Below are 19,262 nucleotides of genomic sequence, written 5' to 3' on the forward strand. Positions count from 1 at the left end.
AAGCTCCTCGGTGAGGGGTGGTCAAAGGAAGTCGTCGACCAGACTTCCCGACACACCTAACTGAAGCAAGCTATCGCACCCGGCATTCCCGGGCAAGAGCTTCTTCAGCGTTTAGAGCTCTTCGAACGCCTCGTCGCGATCCTGCATTGCGACGCTCGAAATCGCGAGGATGAGGCCGGCGATCCAGACGCCCCACACGATGAAGCGACGCCAGTCGCGCGGCATCGTGCTCGTGCGACGTGCTGTGGAGACCACGCCTGCCGCAGCACCCAGCACGCCGATGTTCGTGAGGTACTTTCCGACCTCAAATCGTTGTCGAGCCATGGGGCACCTCCGAGCCAATCGCACCGAAACGGGCGAGCGCCGTGTTGGCGCTCGACCTCCAGCCTAACCGGTACCTCCTCCCGGGTGGGCGCTACGAGCCGGTCTAGGCTACGCTGGGGGTACTGCGCGTGGAAGCGCTCACACTCTTGAACCACGGAGGAAGTTAGAGACATGGCAAAGCAGGGCGAAGAACTGTTCGAGGAGAGCTCGCAGGGCTCGGTGAGCGTTGTGACTGCGGTCGTGTTCATCTTCTCCTTCGTGCTCGCAATGGGCGGCATCGTGCTGGCAACCTACGGGTTCAACCCGGCGCTCGGACTGAGCAAGGAGCTGGCGATCTTCGCTGGTGGCCTCGTGCTGTCCACTATCGGGTTCGTTCTGCCGTTCGCGGTGCTCCCCAAGCTCGGGAAGTAGTCGCACACAGGAATGCCTCCAACGGGCGCTCGGGTCTCTGACTCGGGCGCCCGTTGCGTTGTATGGCCCGAACCGTGCTGTGTGTCCCGGCAACGGCACACGCCAGGGCGTAAGATGAGGGCATGGCAGAGATGGCAGATATCGATATGAAGCCGCGGAGTCGCGACGTCACCGACGGCATTGAAAAAGCTGCGGCGCGCGGGATGCTCCGCGCCGTCGGCATGGGCGACGAAGATTGGGATAAGCCCCAGATCGGTATCGCGAGTTCGTGGAACGAGATTACCCCGTGCAACCTCAGCCTTGACCGGCTGGCGCAGGGCGCGAAAGAGGGCGTGCACTCGGGCGGCGGGTACCCGCTGCAGTTCGGCACCGTCTCGGTGTCTGACGGCATCTCGATGGGGCACGAGGGCATGCACTTCTCGCTCGTCTCACGAGAGGTCATCGCCGACTCGGTCGAAACCGTGATGATGGCTGAGCGCCTCGACGGTTCGGTGCTGCTCGCGGGCTGCGACAAGTCGCTCCCCGGCATGCTCATGGCTGCTGCGCGCCTCGATCTCGCCTCGGTGTTTCTCTACGCGGGATCGGTTGCGCCCGGCTGGGTGAAGCTCACCGACGGCACGGAGAAGGAAGTCACGATCATCGACGCCTTCGAGGCTGTCGGAGCCTGCAAGGCCGGCACGATGAGCGAAGAGGACCTCAAGCGCATCGAGTGCGCGATCGTGCCCGGCGAGGGCGCCTGCGGTGGCATGTACACCGCAAACACGATGGCGTCGATCGCGGAAGCGCTCGGCATGAGCCTGCCCGGCTCTGCCGCGCCGCCCTCGTCCGACCGCCGTCGTGACTACTTCGCGCACCGCTCAGGCGAGGCCGTCGTCAACATGATCGCGAAGGGCATCACTGCGCGCGACATCCTCACGAAGAAAGCGTTCGAGAACGCGATCACGCTGCTCATGGCCTACGGCGGCTCGACGAACGCCGTGCTGCACCTGCTCGCGATCGCTCGCGAGGCCGAGGTCGATCTCGAGCTCGCAGACTTCAACCGCATCGGTGCGAAGGTGCCCCACCTCGCCGACATGAAGCCATTCGGCCAGTACGTCATGGCCGACATTGACCGCCAGGGCGGCGTACCCGTCGTGCTGAAGGCGCTGCTCGACGCGGGCCTGCTGCACGGCGACGCGCTGACGGTCACCGGTAAGACAATGGCTGAGAACCTCGCTGAGCTCAACCCGGATCCCATCGACGGCAAGGTGATCCACCACCTCGACGATCCGATCCACGCGACCGGCGGCATCACGATCCTCCACGGAACCCTCGCGCCCGAGGGCGCAGTCGTGAAGACGGCAGGATTCGACGCTGAGGTCTTTGAAGGCCCGGCGCGCGTGTTCCAGCGCGAGCGCGAAGCGATGGACGCGCTCACCAAGGGCAAGATCGGCAAGGGCGATATCGTCGTCATCCGCTACGAAGGACCCAAGGGTGGCCCGGGCATGCGCGAGATGCTTGCGATTACTGGCGCGATCAAGGGCGCGGGACTCGGGAAAGATGTACTACTATTGACAGACGGCAGATTCTCAGGCGGCACAACCGGCCTGTGTATCGGCCACATTGCGCCTGAGGCCTCGGATGGAGGCCCAGTAGCGCTCGTGCACGACGGTGACCTGATACGGGTTGATATCGCGGCACAGACGCTCGATCTGCTGGTAGATCCCGCTGAGCTTGAGGCCCGACGTGCGAACTGGGCCCCGCTTCCCCCACGGTACACGCGCGGTGTGCTGGCGAAGTATGCGAAGCTCGTGCATTCGGCATCTGAGGGTGCCATTACCGGCTAATGCTTCCGTCTCGCGCAAGCTTCGATCCGCCCGTGATCCGTGATTCATCCTTAACCGTAAGAAAGCGAAAAATGACCTTGGAGTCGAACGCTATTCCACGTCAATCAGGCGAGCCGCCAGCGCGCGGCGAGCGCATGACCGGCGCAATGGCTGTGGTCCGCAGCCTTGACGCGCTCGGGGTCACCGATGTTTTCGGTCTCCCCGGCGGCGCGGTGCTGCCGCTCTATGACACGCTCATGGGCGATCAGGATCTGCGCCACGTGCTCGTCCGCCACGAACAGGGCGCGGGCCACGCGGCAGAGGGCTACGCCGCGGCGACCGGCAAGGTCGGTGTCGCGATTGCGACGTCGGGCCCTGGTGCCACGAACCTCGTCACCGCGATTGCCGACGCCTACATGGATTCGGTGCCGCTGCTCGCGATCACCGGCCAGGTGTTCTCGCACCTCATGGGAACCGACGCGTTCCAAGAGGCCGACATCATGGGCATCACGATGCCGATCACCAAGCACTCCTTCCTCGTGAAGACCGCCGCTGAGGTGCCCGGAGCGATTGCCGCTGCGTACCACCTCGCGTCGACCGGTCGCCCGGGCCCCGTGCTCGTGGACATCACGAAGGATGCGCAGGAGGGCGAGCTCGATTTCGTGTGGGATCCACGTGTGGATCTCCCAGGCTACCGCCCGATCACGAAGGCGAACAGCAAGCAGATCCAGGCCGCGGCCGAGCTCATTGCCGGGGCCGAGCGCCCCGTGTTCTACGTCGGCGGAGGCGTCGGCCGCGCGAAGGCGTCGGAGGAGCTGCTGCAGCTCGCGGAGCTTGTCGGTGCCCCCGTGGTGACGACGCTCATGGCTCGCGGCGTATTCCCGGATTCGCACCCGCAGCACCTCGGCATGCCGGGCATGCACGGCACCGTTCCCGCGGTGCTCGCGTTGCAGGAGGCCGATCTGCTCATCACCCTCGGGGCGCGCTTCGACGACCGGGTGACCGGACGCGCAGCGCTCTTCGCGCCTGAAGCAAAGGTGATCCACGCCGACATCGATCCCGCTGAGATCGGCAAGATCCGCGCGGCCGATGTGCCGATCGTGGGAGACGCCGCCGAGGTCATTTCCGACCTCATCGCCGCGGTCTCCACCGCGAAGCTCGGCCGTGACTTCGCTGACACGAGCGCATGGTGGAGCCACCTGCGCGATCTGCAGAAGAAGTTCCCGCTCGGCTACTCCGAGACGACCGACGGGCTGCTGTCGCCGCAGCATGTGATCCAGCGCATCGGCGAGCTCACCGGCCCCGAGGGCATCTACGCCGCGGGCGTCGGCCAGCACCAGATGTGGGCCGCGCAGTTCATCAAGTACGAGCGCCCGAACTCGTGGCTGAACTCGGGCGGTGCCGGAACGATGGGCTACGCCGTTCCCGCCGCGATGGGCGCAAAGGTCGCAGAGCCCGAACGCGCCGTGTGGGCGATCGACGGCGACGGCTGCTTCCAGATGACCAACCAGGAGCTCGCGACCTGTGTCGTGAACAACATTCCGATCAAGGTTGCCATCATCAACAACTCATCGCTCGGCATGGTGCGCCAGTGGCAGACCCTCATTTACGACGGCCGCTACTCGAACACCGAGCTCAACACGGGCCACGGCTCACCGCGCATCCCCGACTTCGTGAAGCTCGGCGACGCCTACGGCTGCCTCTCGATCCGTGTTGAAACCGAAGATGAGGTCGACGCCGCCATCAAGCTCGCGCTCGAGACGAATGATCGCCCCGTGGTGATCGACTTCGTTGTGAGCGCCGACGCGATGGTCTGGCCGATGGTTCGCCAGGGCACCTCGAACAGCGACATTCAGTATGTCCTTGAGCAAGCCCCCGAGTGGGAGGAAGAGTAACCATGGCTCGTCACGTTCTCAGCCTCCTCGTCGAGGACAAGCCGGGTCTGCTGACCCGCGTCGCGGGGCTCTTCGCCCGCCGCGGCTTCAACATCGAGTCGCTCGCCGTCGGGCCGACGGAGATGGATGGTCTGTCACGGATCACCGTCGTCGTCGATGAAGACGAGGTGCTCCTCGAGCAGGTGACCAAGCAGCTGAACAAGCTCGTGAACGTCATCAAGATTGTGGAGCTCGACTCGAGCAACTCGGTGCAGCGCGAACACGTGCTCATCAAGGTGCGCGCCGATAACCAGACCCGTTCGCACGTACTTGAGGCCGTGAGCCTCTTCCGTGCGCGCGTCGTCGACGTCGTGCCCGAGGCCCTCACCATCGAGGTCACGGGAGATTCCGGCAAGATCGAGGCATTCCTGCGGGTCCTCGAGCCATACGGGATCAAGGAAATCGCGCAGTCCGGGCTCATTGCGATGGGCCGCGGGTCGAAGTCGATTTCCGAACGAGTATTTAAGGTCTAACCCCGCTTTCAGGCATGGTGCCTGAGCATGCAGCGGGTTCAACAGGTTTACGAACCACACAACAAAGGAGAACGCCCAGTGGCTGAAATGTACTACGACAGCGATGCGGATCTGTCGATCATTCAGGGCAAGAAGGTTGCCGTCGTCGGTTATGGATCGCAGGGTCACGCGCACGCGATGAACCTTCGCGACTCGGGCGTCGAGGTCGTCATTGCGCTGAAGGAAGGATCCAAGTCGATCCAGAAGGCCGAAGAGGCCGGCTTCGCCGTGAAGAACGTTGCTGACGCAGCTGAGTGGGCTGACGTCATCATGCTCCTCGCACCGGACCAGCACCAGCGCGGCATCTACAACGACCATGTTGCACAGCACATGACCGAGGGCAAGACGCTTGCTTTCGCGCACGGCTTCAACATCCGTTACGGCTACATTGAGGCACCCGCGGGCGTCGACGTGATCCTCGTCGCTCCGAAGGCTCCCGGCCACACCGTGCGCCGCGAGTTCGAGGCAGGCCGCGGCATCCCCGACATCATCGCTGTCGAGGTTGACGCATCGGGCACCGCGTGGGAGACCGCAAAGTCGTACGCCAAGGCAATCGGTGGCACCCGCGCGGGCGTCATCAAGACGACCTTCACCGAGGAGACCGAAACCGATCTCTTCGGCGAGCAGGCAGTCCTCTGCGGTGGCATGAGCCACCTCGTGCAGGCAGGCTTCGAGACGCTCACCGAGGCTGGCTACCAGCCCGAGATCGCGTACTTCGAGGTGCTTCACGAGCTCAAGCTCATCGTCGACCTCATGTTCGAGGGCGGCATCGCCAAGCAGCGCTGGTCGATCTCTGACACCGCTGAGTACGGCGACTACGTCTCGGGCCCCCGCGTCATCGATGCGAAGGTCAAGGAGAACATGCAGGCTGTTCTCGCAGACATCCAGTCGGGTGCCTTCGCTGAGCGCTTCATCGGTGACCAGGATGCTGGCGCACCCGAGTTCAACGCACTCCGCGCGAAGGAGGAGCAGCACCCGATCGAGAAGACCGGCGTCGAGCTCCGCAAGCTCTTCGCTTGGCAGCAGACCGATTCGGACTACGTCGACGGCAGCGCTGCGCGCTAACCACGACTGACGTTACGCGAGAGGCCCCCGGGAATTCCCGGGGGCCTCTCGTCGTCGTGCCACCGGCTGCCGCCCCAGCACCCTCCCCAACTCCTGGTCAATTCGCGCCATCTGTTGGTGGCGAAACGCCGTGCGCGCTGGTGCAAACTGGCCAGGACTTGGGCGGGAGGCGTCAGGCTCTCCGAAGGCCCCTGCGCCCGCGACAGCCTTGTACTCCTCGCCTACCCGGGATACCGCCGCACGTCAATCGTGAAGCCCCCGTGTAATCCAGTCCGACCCTTTTTGGCCCCTAGTAAGACTCGGTCTGGATTAATCAGGCTCCTCACAGTTGAAGGTGTCGACCGCAGCGATGAGGTGCGCCGAAAAGACATGTCTTCGGCAAGGTCAGGGTATTTCGGCTGCCGATCATTGCTGACTTCGCTGAGGACATGTCTGCTGAGCGCGATTCAGGGCGGGCGTGCTTCGCCTGAGAGTGTGGTGAACATAGCGAGAAAAGGGTTCGCTGCCGAGCCATTCGCGGAGGAAATCACTCAGAGCTATCGGGCGTCGTGAGCTACGTGCCGGACGCGGGCACCGCCGCAGCACTCAGGCGGAGCCACCCCGCTTCAACACGAAAGTGGAACTCTCGTACCAGCGTTCGGCCTTGCGGCTGCCGCGGGTGCTCCGCGCCCTGCCGTGAAAGACAGAGGCACCCGGGTCGTGAGTCTTTCGCAGCTCCCAGGTCCATTCGTCGGGCCTGGTGGTTATGGCCTTCCAGCGAGTCGGGTAATAGCGCGTGCCTCACAACTGCTCACCGACGCCGGAAGCTGCTACACCCTCAAATGTGGAGGGCCTCCATACCACCTCCGACACCCATCGCCGACTCCCGGTCAGTTTACGCCATGATTCGGCCGGGACATGCGCTGCGCGTGGCGCAAACTGACCAGCAGTTGGGGGTTGCGGGGTTGTGGGGTTGCCGGGTTGCGGGGGTAGCCGGTTAGGCACCGCGACGCGCGTGAGCGACGGCGACGGCCAGGGCCCCGCCGAGTAGCAGCAGCGCCCCGAGCGCGCCGCCCAAGGCCAGCGGCCCCGCGGCCGATCCGGACTCGCTGAGTGAGTTCGCCGCGTGAGGGCTCATCTCTTCACCCGGGGGCAGAGCCGGGTCCGAACCCGGGTCCGAGCCAGAACCAGAATCAGAATCAGGGTCAGGGTCAGGGTCAGGGTCAGGGTCAGGGCCAGGGGCCGGATCCGGATCCGGCACAGGCGTCACCTCTGGCAGCGGCGGCAACTCCGCGGCCGCCTCGGAAGCGAGGTGGTTGCCGTCTGTCTGGTACCGAGCGATGACGCCGCCGAGGATCGTGTCGGCCGCATCATCCGCATCATCCGCATCACCCGCATCACCCGCATCACCCGCATCACCCGCACCACCCGCGCCGTTCGCCGGGAGAAACGCTGAGAACTCGCCGTCGCTGAGTGTCGCCACGACGTCGCCCGCTTCCTCCTCGAGCACGACGACCCCCGTCGGCACGCTCGCGAACTCGGCTCCGGTCTTCCCGGTGACCTGCCAACCGGTGCCGTCGGGGAGCGCCTCGACGGCAGAGACCACGGTGCGCGTCTGCGCGGGCAAGATAGTGAGCGTCGCCTCGGCCGAAAGCTGCTCGCGACCGGGAGGTGCGGTCTCGGGCGAGCGCGAGGCCAGCAACGCGGACACCTGTGTGCCCTCGGGCGCGGCGTTCAGCGCCGTGGGCAGGATCGAGAGCGTTGCGATTCCGTCCACGATTTCGGCCTCGCCGAGCGGCTTCCCCTCGGCAAAGAAGCGGACGGTTTCGGCGTACGCGTCCGCGTTCGCGTTGCGCAGCGAGGCGAGGAGCTGCCCGCTCTGGCCGTATGTGTGCTCGGAATCGGCGAGCTCCAGGACGGGGTCTTGGACGTTCGGCGTAATCGGGGCGAACAGGTAGCTGTCGCCGCGGGCGTCGAGGATCAGGGCGCGCTCGCCGCTGACCGAGATCCCACCGCCATAGATGTGCATTCCGAACCCCGTGCCCGTGTAGTTCTCGGGGATGAGTGTCTGCTGGGGGCGTACGATTTCGCTGCCGCCCGGCTCGCCGTCGGACAGTTCGGAGGTGTCGTAGACGAGCACCTGGCCGGTGGCGTCGGTGCCAAGCGTGCTTGCGTGAGCGAGCAGAGCGTCGCCAGCGGCGGTCAGGGAGTAGCCAAACGAGACGAGACCGTTCGGGGGCGAGAGCTTCGGGCCGAGCTGCGTGAGGGTGTCGTCGAAACGGTAGACGGCACCCTGCGATGCGCGGCCTTCGGACACTTCGAGATTCGTGCACGCCGATCCCTCATCATGCCTGCCCTCAAGCGGAGACCCGACGTAGAGCGTGCGGTCGACGATCGCGATGCCCATGCCAAATGCTTCTCCGCCGCCCTGCGTATCGGGGAGGCATTCGTTCGGACCATTGGGTGGCTGCGAGACGAACCGGGGGTGTTCTGGGGCGTCGATCGACCAGAGCGCGACGCCGCCGATGCGTGACGGGTAGTGAGCGGCGGATCTCACCTGCACCGCGCCCGCGGCGACCAGGTCGCCCTCCACGGCGACGGCCTGGCCGAGGATGCCCTCTGCGATGGCCTCGCCGGGAGCGGGGAGGAAGGCCTGCCAGTCGCCGCTCGCAAGGTCGAGCCGCCACACCATGCCGACGTTTGCCTTGCCGTCGACGCGGGCGTTTGCGACACCGAGCACGAGCGACTCTCCTGAGACCGTCATGTTCTCGGCGAATGATGCCTGGTACGGTCGCGTGCCCGCGGCGTAGTTGACGCGCTCCGGGGGAGTGGGGGCGTCGTAGATAGCGGGATCCCCAGACCAGTCGCCCGTGCCACGCGGGAACGCGTACACCCGTTCCTCGTACCCGGAGGCTACGTAGACGGTCTGTTCGTCGGGGGACACTGCGACGGCGATGCCAAAGCTGCGCTGCGCGTTCGTCGATTCCGGCGGCGTGAGGGTGAAACTCTCCCAGCTGTCGTCGCCTGCGCCCGTCGCGACAGCGACGGTTACTGCGGGTCGGGCTGCGCCGCGTTCGCTCGCGAAAGCGACGGTGTCGCCGACCAGATCGGAGGACGTGCCGACTGGCCCGCCGCCCGTCGTCTGCGGCTGAAACACATGCTTTTCGGTGTACAGCGGAATCTGCGACTCAGCAGCGGCGGCTGGTACGGCGATGCCGCCCAGAAGCAACGCCCCGAGCGCGAGACTGCCGAGGGTTCTCCGCAGCCGCTGAGCGGGCCCGTGGCTGTCCTGGCGTGCGGGAGCCTGCCGCGGGAGGGCCAGCCGCGGGCGACGCCACTGCCGACGACCCTGCTGTGTATGAGCGCGAACGAACAGGCGTGGGGTTCCGCGAACAGGCAATTCCTACTACTCCTCAACAGCTTTTCAAGCATCTCAAACCGTGACAACGCCCGAGAGCTTACGCGTGAGGGGAAGGCAGTGGCTTCGAGTGGTTCCACTCAAATTTGGGGTTTGAGCACTCAAGTCACCGAGATTGTTTCGGAGAGGGGAGCCGGGAGTCGTTACGGGTGACGTGCGGCGCTCGCACGCTTCGTGCGGGCGGTGGCTTCGGCCGTCCACGGATCCTCTGGCCAGGGGTGCTTAGGGTAGCGGCCGCGCATCTCACGCCGCACGTCTTGATAGGGCCCGTTCCAGAACGATGCCAGGTCGTCGGTGACGGCGAGAGGTTTGCGGGCTGGCGAGAGCAGGTGGAAGAGCACGGGCACCCGGCCATCGACCAGCCGCGGCGTCTCGGCCACACCGAACAGCTCCTGCAACTTCACGGCGACGACGGGGCGGCCCTCCGCACCGGTCACAGCGGAGTAGTCGATGCCAGCGCTCGAACCCGAAGGCACTGCGAGCCGCTCTGGGGCGAGCGTATCGAGCTTCGTAGCTTCCGGCCAGGGGAGGAGCCGCCTGAGCGCGCTGCCGAGGTCGAGCTGGTGGAGCGAAGACCCCGGCCGGAGGCGTTCGAGATCGTGGCCGAGCCAGGTCTCGATCGAGGCCAGGAGCGTGTCGTCGTCGACTGCTGGCCACGGCTCGCCGAGCTCGCGGTGGATCAGCGCGAGCCTGCTGCGCAGCGCCGCGGAGTTCTCGCTCCAGCGCAGCGCATCGAGGCCTACGTCGCGCAGGTGTGCGGCGTAGGCGGGGCCGGTGTCTTCGCTGCGGGGCTGCGCGGGCCGCGACTGGAGCTGGATCGCGCCGAGCCGCTCCTCCTCGCGGACTCGCACGCGGCCGTCGACGACCGATGCCGAGCGCTTGCTCGTGAGCAGCGGCTGACCGATCCGCAGCGCGTCTTCCTCGCTGAGGATCGCCGCGAGCCGGATGATTGCGCCGGTGCCGTCGGCGGCACGGCCGCTCGCTCGCTGCACCTCACGCACCGCGATCCACTCGCTGGAGACGAGCGTGCTGCCCTCGGGCAGTGCTGCGCGTGTGCCGCTGGCGAGAAGGTAACTGCGTGTGTGTTCGCCGGTGCGTCGGGCGATCCACTCGGGGCGGGCAAGCGCCGTAAGGCGCCCGGTTGCAACTTCCGATGGCACCTCGCTTGCCGCCGCGGACGGCTTGCCTGCACCGGAGCGCGCGAGGCGTGCGAGCCGTTCGGATTCGCGCCGCCAGCGGTCTGATCCGGGCGTGCGCCCCGTGCGCAGCTCTCGCAGTAGCCTGCCGAGGTCTGCATCGGGTGCCCGGAAGTCGTTGCTGAAGGCGGCCACGACCTCCGCGGCGCGGCCTGCATCACGCAGCTCAGCCGCTCCGGCGAGTAGCGCCCGTGCCTCGCGCACGCCAACGGGAAGCTGCGCGACCTGCGTGCCGAGCGCGGTCGGCAGGCCATCTGGCCCCGTGAGCTCGAGCGTCGCGAGCGTTTCCACCGCCTGCGTGATCGCGGCGGCCGGGGGAGCTGTGGGGAGCCTGAGCCCCGATGCTCCCGGGGTACCCCAGGCCGCGAGCAGCAGTGCGGCGTCGGTGAGGTCGGACGAGAGGATCTCGGGGGTCACCGCCGGCTGCATCCGCGCGAAGTCGGTCTCCGAGTACGCCCGCACCGCACGCCCGGCGCTCTCGCGTGCGGCGCGCCCTGCCCGCTGCTCGGCGCTCGCACGGGCGGCGCTCACGGTCACGAGGCCGGCCATGTCGCGGGCGCGATCCCGCCGCACCTCGCGCGACAGGCCCGCATCGATCACCAGGCGGACTCCGGGAACGGTGAGCGAGCTCTCGGCGAGCGCGGTGCTCACGATGATCCGGGGTGGATCAGCCGGGCTGCGCCCGGACACCGCTCGATCCTGCTCGCGCGCGGGCAGTCTGCCGTGCAGCGGGAGCACATCAACTCGGTCAGACGGAGACCGCCCGGCGACGGTCTCGCGGGTCAACCGCACCACCTCGTCGACCTCCCGCGCCCCGGGCAGGAAGACGAGCGCGTCGATCCCCGTTCCCGCCTGCTCTGCCGCGGCGAGGGAAGCGACGTGCGCGAGATACTCGCGGGTGACGCCGCGCTCGCTCAGCCGAGGGGCCTGAGCCGGGGCATAGCTGATCTCGAGGGGATGGAGCGCTGCGGGCACATCGACGACGACCCCGCCGAGCAGTTCGGCGGTGGCGGCCGAGTCGAGGGTCGCAGACATCGCGATGACGGCAAGTTCGGGCCGCAGCTCCCGCACCTCAGCGAGCAGCCCGAGGAGCAGGTCGCTGTCGACGGACCGCTCGTGCACCTCATCGAGCACCACCGCGCCAACACCGTCAAGCCCTGGGTCGCTGAGCAGCCGGCGCAGCAGCACTCCGGGGGTGAGCGCCTCGATCCGCGTATCGCGGCCGACGATGCGCTCGCCCCGCACCGTGAAGCCGACCGGGCCACCGAGCGCGCTGCTGTCGAGCTGCGCGAGTCGCCTGGCGGCCGCGCGGACTGCGACGCGGCGCGGCTGCGAGAGGAGCGTCCGCTGCGGCGGGCGGCCCGACGCAGCGTCGCCAGCGGCGAGCACGTTGGCGACGAGGGCGGGCACGAATGTGGTCTTGCCCGATCCGGGCGGGGCAGTGACGACCGCAGCCCCCGTGAGCACCGCCTGCTCAAGCGCCTCGTGTGCGGCCGCGACGGGGAGCCCGGAGCCGATGGCGGAGAGATCGAAGCGGTGGGTGGTCACGAGATCATCTTACGAGGGCGCAGAAACGGGTGGTGGCCCAGAGGATCATTCCTCTGGGCCACCACCCGTGTTGTGCAGCGTGGGACTATGCCGTCGCCGGCGCATCCTTGATGGCGATCGGCGCGTCTGCCGGGTTTGCCCACTCGGGAGCGGGGAGCGTGACGTCGGTCGCGCCACCCTGGATCTGCTTGAGCGCAGCCTCGATCGCGTCGGCGTTCTCGGGCACGTTCAGGCCACATGCCTTGAGCTCGCTCGCGAACTTCAGCGTCAGGCGGGTCTTCTTCGCCTCGATCGCCTCAGCGGTGGTGCCGGTGAGCTTGTCGCTACCGGTCTGAATGTCAGAGACGTTCTCGCAGACGTGGTAGACGCTGCCGCCAGCGACCCAGACGACCTCGTCGGCGCCGAGCAGCTGGATGACAGTCGACTGGTCGGCGTTGTACTTCTCGACCGACGGCGGGTTGAAGTCTGCGCCGAGCGCCGCTGCGGCGAGCGCGAGCACGATACCGATGGCGCCGGCGATGCCCTTCTGCTTGCCGTCCATGTCCTTGTTCGTGAAGATGAGGATGATCAGCGGCAGGAACGCGATGATCGCGATGATCGCCCCGAGCTGGTTCTGTACGAAGAAGCGGAACTTGTCAGCCTGCTTCGCCGGGTCGAGGCGGTTGGCCTTCTTCCAGAGGAACGAGCCGGTGATCGCGAGCGCCGCGATCACGACGAGTGCGATGATGAGCGTCACAAACGCCCACTGCGGGAATACCGCGGTTGCGTCCTGCTGCGTGATCAGGCCGGACTCTTGGTTACGCACGAACTGGCCGTCTTCGCCGACAAATTCGCGCTGGCGCAGCAGCCAGAAGATCGCAACCGCTTCGAGGGCGATCGCGACGATCCAGAGCACCATGGCGATCCACCGGAACTTCGTGGCCTGCGATTTCGCGGCCGCCGTCGGGGTCCAGGAGGCATCTGCCGTTGAAGCTGCTGGGGTGGCGGCTGCGCCTGCAGCCTTGTTCTTGCTGGAATCAACCAAGGTTCTGTATTCCTTTGTAGGGATTTCTATGAAGTCGCCTCAAGTGTAACCCGCTGTCGGCGCAGTTCCCAGAAGTGCCCGAATGAATCTCGATAACATTGTGAGCATGCGAACCGGAAGTGGCGAGGAGCGCGAGAGCGCCTTGCAGAGCGGGTGGACCGTTGAATCGGCCCCAACGAATGTCGAACCGGTGATTCCGGAACCAGTCGCTGCCGACGAGCCGGCTGCTGCCGACGAGTCTGAGCCCGGTGCGGTGAGTGACCGCCCGGCGCAGATGAGCAACCTCACTGTCGTGCTGCTCGGTCTTGCCGGTGGGCTCTTCCTGCTCTATGCCTGGGTGTGGATGAGCTGGGCGCAGTACTACGCCGACGTCAACGCCGCGGTGGCCGCGGGGAGCGGATCGATCGGCGGCGCACTGCAGCAGATCGTGTTCTGGATCGCGCCGCTCGCTCCGATCTTCTGGTTCCTCTCGGCGCTCGTGCTGACGCGCACGCGCACCCGCAGCCTCGTGCTGGCGCTCGTGCTCGGCCTCGTCGTAACCTTCCCCCTGCCCATGGTCTTTCTGAGTGGAGCCGCACTGTGAAGCTCAAGGTGATCACCGCGTGGATCGCGGGCGTCGTGATTCTCGCACTCTACGCATACGCGGTTGCGGCCGGCGTCGGCAACCTCCTCGGGATGTCTCAGTTTCTCGGCGAGGCCCTCGGCCCGCTGCCGTGGGCGCTCCTCGGGACCGCGATCGCGGTGCCCGTGATCGCCCTCATCGTGTCGCTCATCATTGCGCGCGGCAAGAGCGCGTGGGTGCGGGTACTGCTGCTCTCAACGGGCCTGTGCGTGAGCGCCGCGGTGCAACTCGAGATCATGCACCTCATCTCGTAACGAGACCTTTTCGAAACCTTTGTGGGCCCCGCATGCAATTTCGGGGCTTGAGGGGCCAGTAGACTGGTGGTTCTGCGCCGCGTGCGCAGCAACTGTGATGCTTCTCTACGTCGAAGGAACCACTCGTGACAAAGCCGGTCGTGCTGATCGCCGAAGAACTTTCGTCCGCCACTATCGCCGCTCTCGGCCCCGATTTCGACGTTCGTAACGTCGACGGGACCGACCGCGAAGCACTCCGATCGGCGCTTGAAACCGCCGACGCCGTGCTCGTGCGCTCGGCCACCCAGCTCGACAGCGAGGCACTCTCGTGGTCGCCGAAGCTGAAGGTGATCGCGCGCGCCGGCGTCGGACTCGACAACGTCGATATCAAGGCTGCGACGCAGGCGGGTGTGATGGTCGTGAACGCTCCGACCTCGAACATCATCAGCGCTGCCGAGTTGACCGTTGCCCACATTCTCGGGCTCGCCCGGCACCTGCCGCGCGCCCACGGCTCGCTGTCGGCGGGGGAGTGGAAGCGCTCCTCCTACACGGGAACCGAGCTCTATGAGAAGACGATCGGCATCATCGGTCTCGGCCGAATCGGCGCGCTCGTCGCTGAGCGGCTGCGCCCCTTCGGCGTTGAGCTCATCGCTTTTGACCCCTACGTCACCGCGCCGCGCGCGCTGCAGCTTGGCGTGCAGCTTGTCACGCTCGAGGAGCTCGTCGAGCGCGCCGACTTCCTCACGATCCACATGCCGCGCACCCCCGAGACGCTCGGCATGATCGGTGCAGAGCAGCTCAAGGCCATGAAGTCGACCGCGTACGTCGTGAACGTCGCTCGCGGTGGGCTCATCGATGAGGAGGCGCTTGCTGCCGCCCTCACCGCTGGCGAGATCGCGGGTGCCGCGCTCGACGTGTTCGTGCAGGAGCCCCCGGCAGACAACTCGCTCACGGGCCTGCCGAACGTGAACGTGACGCCGCACCTCGGTGCTTCGACCGCCGAGGCGCAGGAAAAGGCCGGGGTCGCGGTCGCGAAGTCGGTTCGCCTCGCGCTCGCGGGCGACCTGGTGCCGGACGCCGTGAATGTGGCCGGTGCCGGCATCGACGAGTACGTTCGCCCGGGCCTGCCGCTCACCGAGAAGCTCGGCCAGGTCTTCGCCGGCCTCGCTGCCGGACCGCTCGCGTCGATCGACATCGAGGTGCACGGCGAGCTCGCAGAGCACCGCGTAGAGGCGCTTCGTCTCGCCGCGCTCAAGGGTATCTTCTCGAAGATCGTCTCGGATCCCGTGTCATACGTCAACGCTCCGCTGCTCGCCGAGCAGCGCGACGTTGAGGTGAGCTTCTCGGCAGACGCGATCGCTGAGAGCTTCCGTAACATCATCACGATCCGCGGCACGCTCACCGACGGCACGCAGCTCTCTGTCTCCGGCACCCTCACGGGGCCGAAGCAGATCGAGAAGCTCATCGAGGTCAACGGCTACGACGTCGAGCTGCCGCTCACGAAGCACCTGCTCGTGCTCAACTACACCGACCGCCCCGGCATTGTCGCGGCGTTCGGCGGACTGCTCGGCGACGCCGGCATCAACATCGCGAGCATGCAGATCGCCCGTGACGAGAAGCGTGGCAAGGCGCTCTCGGTGCTCACGATCGATTCGCCGCTGCCCGACGAGCTCGAGGCTTCGCTCGCAGAGGCAATCGCCGCTGAGTCGATTCACGCGATCCTCGTAGACGCATAGCCCGCAACTCTCGTGCGGCCCATCGGCCCCTGAGCAACACGCTCCGTCGTTCTGACGGCTCCCGCGCGTTTCTCGGGGGCCGATGCTATCCTGATCCTGTGGGCGTTTTGCCCGCATCACAGATGAACCGAGCCCGTCGGTGGGTGGGCTGGTCTTCGGTGGTGGATCCCTCTGAACTTCTCGAACCAGGGTGGTCGTCTACTGAACATCAGCTCCGGAACGCACCGCGCAAGCGCACACGCGCTTCCGGACTGCCCCCACGCGCTCACGTATGTAAGGAGTTCCCGTGGAGGGTCCTGAAATCAAGTTCGCCGAGGCCGTGCTCGATAACGGCAAGTTCGGCAAGCGCACCATTCGTTTTGAGGCTGGCCGCCTCGCGCAGCAGGCACAGGGTGCCGTCGCTGCGTACCTCGATGAGGAGACGATGCTCCTCTCGGCCACGAGCGCATCGAAGCAGCCGAAGGATCACTTCGACTTCTTCCCGCTCACCGTTGACGTAGAAGAGCGTTCGTACGCAGCCGGCAAGATCCCCGGCTCGTTCTTCCGCCGCGAGGGGCGCCCCTCGACCGAGGCGATCCTCGTCTGCCGTCTCATCGACCGCCCGCTGCGCCCGTCGTTCGTTGACGGCCTCCGCAACGAGGTACAGATTGTCGTCACCGTGCTGTCGATCGCACCGGGCGAGTTCTACGACGCGCTCGCGATCAACGCGGCATCGATGTCGACGCAGATCTCGGGCCTGCCCTTCTCCGGTCCGATCGGTGGCGTGCGCCTCGCACTCATCGGCGACCAGTGGGTTGCGTTCCCGACCGTCGAGCAGCTCAAGGACGCAGTCTTCGACCTCATGGTCGCGGGCCGCGTTGTCACGAAGGCTGACGGAACCGAAGACGTCGCCATCATGATGGTTGAGGCTGAGGCTACCGAGGATTCGTGGAACCTCATCAAGGCTGGCGCTACGCGCCCCGACGAGGCAATCGTCGCGCAGGGTCTCGACGCTGCGAAGCCGTTCCTCAAGCAGCTCGTGAAGGCTCAGGAAGAGCTTGCGAAGCAGTCGGCCAAGGAGGTGCAGGAGTACCCCGTATTCCTGCCCTTCGCCGATGAGGTCTACGCAGCAGTCGAGGCACTCGCCGAGACCGAGCTCGCAAAGATCTACCAGATCGCCGACAAGGTCGAGCGCCAGAACGCTGACGACGCCCTCAAGGCAACCGTCAAGGAGGCCATTGCGGCGAAGGTCGCCGCAGGCGAGCTGCCCGCTGAGGCCGACGGCCAGGTCTCCGGTGCGTACAAGGCAGTCACCAAGAAGGTTGTTCGCGGCCGCATCCTCACTGAGGGCGCACGCATCGACGGCCGTGGCCTGCGCGACATCCGCGGGCTCGACGCAGAGGTGCAGGTCATCCCGCGCGTCCACGGTTCGGCAATCTTCCAGCGCGGCGAGACCCAGATCATGGGCGTCACCACGCTGAACATGCTGAAGATGGAGCAGCAGATCGACTCGCTGTCACCCGTGACCAGCAAGCGCTACATGCACCACTACAACTTCCCGCCCTACTCGACCGGTGAGACCGGCCGCGTTGGCAGCCCGAAGCGTCGCGAGATCGGGCACGGCTTCCTTGCCGAGCGCGCACTCGTGCCGGTGCTCCCCGCTCGTGACGAGTTCCCCTACGCGATCCGCCAGGTCTCGGAGGCGCTCAGTTCGAACGGTTCGACCTCGATGGGCTCGGTCTGCGCTTCGACGCTGTCGCTGCTCAACGCAGGCGTGCCGCTCCGCGCAGCCGTCGCTGGCATCGCAATGGGCCTCGTCTCCGACACCGTGAACGGCGAGACGCAGTACGCGACCCTCACCGACATCCTCGGTGCTGAGGACGCGCTCGGCGATATGGACTTCAAGGTCGCAGGTACCTCGGACTTCATCACCGCGCTGCAGCTCGACACCAAGCTCGATGGCATCCCCACCGACGTCCTCGTTGGCGCGCTTGCGCAGGCGAAGGAAGCTCGCACCGCGATCCTCGACGTCATGGATCAGGCAATCGACACGCCCGACGAGATGGCGCCTACCGCGCCCCGCGTCATCAGCGTGCAGATCCCGGTCGACAAGATCGGTGAGCTCATCGGGCCCAAGGGCAAGACGATCAACGGTATCCAGGACGAGACCGGCGCTGACATCTCGATCGATGACGACGGCACCGTCTACATCGGCGCGGTTGACGGCCCCTCGGCTGAGGCTGCCCGCCTGCAGGTCAACGCGATCGCGAACCCGCAGACCCCCGAGGTCGGCGAGCAGTACCTCGGTACTGTTGTGAAGACCGTTGCGTTCGGCGCATTTGTGTCGCTGCTGCCCGGCAAGGACGGCCTGCTGCACATCTCGGAGGTCGCAAAGATCGCCGGCAAGAAGCGCGTTGACTCGGTCGACGACGTTCTCTCGGTTGGTCAGAAGATCCTCGTGCGCATCAACAAGGTTGAGGATCGCGGCAAGCTCTCGCTCGAGCCCGTACTCGAGGACGCTGCTGCTGAGGCTCCGGCCGAGGCCGCTGCTGAGGCTGACGCCGAGTAGTCACTCGAAAATAACAGCGCCCGCCGCTTCCCGAAAGGGATGCGGCGGGCGCTGTTATTTCTGTGGGCGCGTTACTTTTCGCGGCTGGGGATGATTCCGAAGGCAACCCAGAAGCCGATGGCGTCGACAATGATGCCGCCGCCGAAGAGCCAGAATGCCCACTCGGGCACGCTGAAGGCGAGGCCCATCATGTAGAAGCCGCCGAAGACGAGCACCATCGCGAGGATGATGAGGAAGATCTCAGAGGCCGGCATACGCGGAGTCGGGCTCGGCTCGAACAGCGGCTTGGGGGCGGGAGTCTCGGTGGTGGATTCGCCGAGAGACATAACTTACCTCGCTAATGATTGGTGCACGAATGAATGCTGTACAAAATGAGTATAGGCGAAGCGCGCAAGATGCGCGAGAATGAGAGTGTGAATGACGTGGATCCGCTGCTGCTCGAGCGCCAAGTGTGCTTCGCGCTCTCTGTTGCTTCGCGAAGTGTGATTGGTGCATATAAGCCCGTACTCGACCCGCTGGGCATCACCCACCCGCAATATCTGGTGATGCTTGCGCTCTGGGAGCATCACCAGCTCTCGCTCAACGAGCTCGCCCAGCTGCTCAGCCAGGAGCCGTCGACGCTGTCGCCACTGGTGAAGCGCCTCGAGCGCGAAGGGCTCGTCGCCCGGGTTCGCAGCGCGAGCGACGAGCGCAGGCTCGAAATCACGCTCACCGAGGCCGGCGAGGCGCTGCGCGAGAGCGCGATCGAGGTTCCGGGGGAGATGGCCCGGCGACTCGGCATGAGTCTGGCTGAGCTCACATCGATCCACGAGTCAATGCTGCGGCTCGTCGACGCCGCCAAGCGCGCGGGCGACGCAGAGCAGCCCGGGGTCGAGTAGCGAGGACGCGACCGGCAGCTGTTGCCGCG

The 19,262-nt window shown here is 66.2% G+C and carries 15 protein-coding genes; 10 read left to right on the forward strand and 5 right to left on the reverse strand.

The annotated features are described in order from the left end of the window. Nucleotides 1–111: 111 nt before the first annotated feature. Nucleotides 112–324 carry a hypothetical protein gene (locus tag ACI1US_RS00410; protein WP_461637249.1) on the reverse strand — a complete coding sequence of 71 codons (213 nt, stop codon included), beginning with the start codon at nt 322–324 and terminating at the stop codon, nt 112–114. A gap of 171 nt (nt 325–495) precedes the next feature. Here ACI1US_RS00410 and ACI1US_RS00415 point away from each other — a divergent pair, with 171 nt between their 5' ends. From ACI1US_RS00415 to ilvC, 5 genes are all read left to right on the forward strand, one after another. Beyond that, nucleotides 496–735, forward strand: a complete 240-nt coding sequence (locus ACI1US_RS00415; RefSeq protein ID WP_416549766.1) for a hypothetical protein — start codon at nt 496–498, stop codon at nt 733–735. 131 nt (nt 736–866) lie between these two features. Then, on the forward strand, nt 867–2,561 hold the full coding sequence (gene ilvD / locus ACI1US_RS00420; RefSeq protein WP_416549769.1) for a dihydroxy-acid dehydratase: 1,695 nt from the start codon (nt 867–869) through the stop codon (nt 2,559–2,561). A gap of 134 nt (nt 2,562–2,695) precedes the next feature. Continuing rightward, entirely contained in the window at nt 2,696–4,435 is a 1,740-nt protein-coding gene (locus ACI1US_RS00425; RefSeq protein WP_416549768.1) for an acetolactate synthase large subunit, read from the forward strand. 2 nt (nt 4,436–4,437) lie between these two features. Then, nucleotides 4,438–4,947 carry an acetolactate synthase small subunit gene (ilvN, locus tag ACI1US_RS00430; protein WP_343958334.1) on the forward strand — a complete coding sequence of 170 codons (510 nt, stop codon included), beginning with the start codon at nt 4,438–4,440 and terminating at the stop codon, nt 4,945–4,947. Nucleotides 4,948–5,034: 87 nt separating this feature from the next. Then, nucleotides 5,035–6,051, forward strand: coding sequence for a ketol-acid reductoisomerase (gene ilvC, locus ACI1US_RS00435; protein WP_416549767.1), 1,017 nt, complete (start codon nt 5,035–5,037; stop codon nt 6,049–6,051). A gap of 976 nt (nt 6,052–7,027) precedes the next feature. Here ilvC and ACI1US_RS00440 read toward each other — a convergent pair. The 3 genes from ACI1US_RS00440 to ACI1US_RS00450 form a co-directional block, all read right to left on the reverse strand. After that, a complete protein-coding gene (locus tag ACI1US_RS00440; RefSeq protein WP_461637252.1) occupies nt 7,028–9,187 on the reverse strand; it encodes a hypothetical protein in 2,160 nt (719 codons plus the stop codon). Between the two features lie 404 nt (nt 9,188–9,591). Next, nucleotides 9,592–12,192, reverse strand: coding sequence for an ATP-dependent helicase HrpB (gene hrpB, locus ACI1US_RS00445; protein WP_461637254.1), 2,601 nt, complete (start codon nt 12,190–12,192; stop codon nt 9,592–9,594). Between the two features lie 85 nt (nt 12,193–12,277). After that, entirely contained in the window at nt 12,278–13,216 is a 939-nt protein-coding gene (locus ACI1US_RS00450; protein WP_461637256.1) for a hypothetical protein, read from the reverse strand. Between the two features lie 82 nt (nt 13,217–13,298). On the opposite strand from ACI1US_RS00450, the gene ACI1US_RS00455 reads away from it, so the two are divergent. The 4 genes from ACI1US_RS00455 to ACI1US_RS00470 all read left to right on the forward strand — a co-directional run bounded on the left by ACI1US_RS00455 (nt 13,299) and on the right by ACI1US_RS00470 (nt 18,355). Next, nucleotides 13,299–13,799: a hypothetical protein gene (locus ACI1US_RS00455; RefSeq protein ID WP_461637258.1), complete on the forward strand. Its 501-nt coding sequence runs from the start codon at nt 13,299–13,301 to the stop codon at nt 13,797–13,799. Then, complete coding sequence (locus ACI1US_RS00460; protein ID WP_416549765.1) at nt 13,796–14,092, forward strand: hypothetical protein; 297 nt, start codon at nt 13,796–13,798, stop codon at nt 14,090–14,092. Before ACI1US_RS00455 ends, ACI1US_RS00460 begins: the two co-directional genes overlap by 4 nt. A 125-nt stretch (nt 14,093–14,217) precedes the next feature. Continuing rightward, entirely contained in the window at nt 14,218–15,807 is a 1,590-nt protein-coding gene (gene serA, locus ACI1US_RS00465) for a phosphoglycerate dehydrogenase (RefSeq protein ID WP_416549764.1), read from the forward strand. Nucleotides 15,808–16,093: 286 nt separating this feature from the next. After that, nucleotides 16,094–18,355 carry a polyribonucleotide nucleotidyltransferase gene (locus tag ACI1US_RS00470; protein WP_416549763.1) on the forward strand — a complete coding sequence of 754 codons (2,262 nt, stop codon included), beginning with the start codon at nt 16,094–16,096 and terminating at the stop codon, nt 18,353–18,355. Between the two features lie 71 nt (nt 18,356–18,426). Here ACI1US_RS00470 and ACI1US_RS00475 read toward each other — a convergent pair whose 3' ends face one another. After that, nucleotides 18,427–18,681, reverse strand: a complete 255-nt coding sequence (locus ACI1US_RS00475; protein WP_416549762.1) for a hypothetical protein — start codon at nt 18,679–18,681, stop codon at nt 18,427–18,429. Nucleotides 18,682–18,726: 45 nt separating this feature from the next. Here ACI1US_RS00475 and ACI1US_RS00480 point away from each other — a divergent pair, with 45 nt between their 5' ends. Next, the gene (locus ACI1US_RS00480; RefSeq protein WP_461637262.1) at nt 18,727–19,233 is read left to right on the forward strand and encodes a MarR family winged helix-turn-helix transcriptional regulator; all 507 of its coding nucleotides are present in this window, start codon (nt 18,727–18,729) and stop codon (nt 19,231–19,233) included. Nucleotides 19,234–19,262: the final 29 nt, after the last annotated feature.

It is taken from the genome of Leucobacter sp. BZR 635 (assembly GCF_048061935.2).
Classification (GTDB): domain Bacteria; phylum Actinomycetota; class Actinomycetes; order Actinomycetales; family Microbacteriaceae; genus Leucobacter.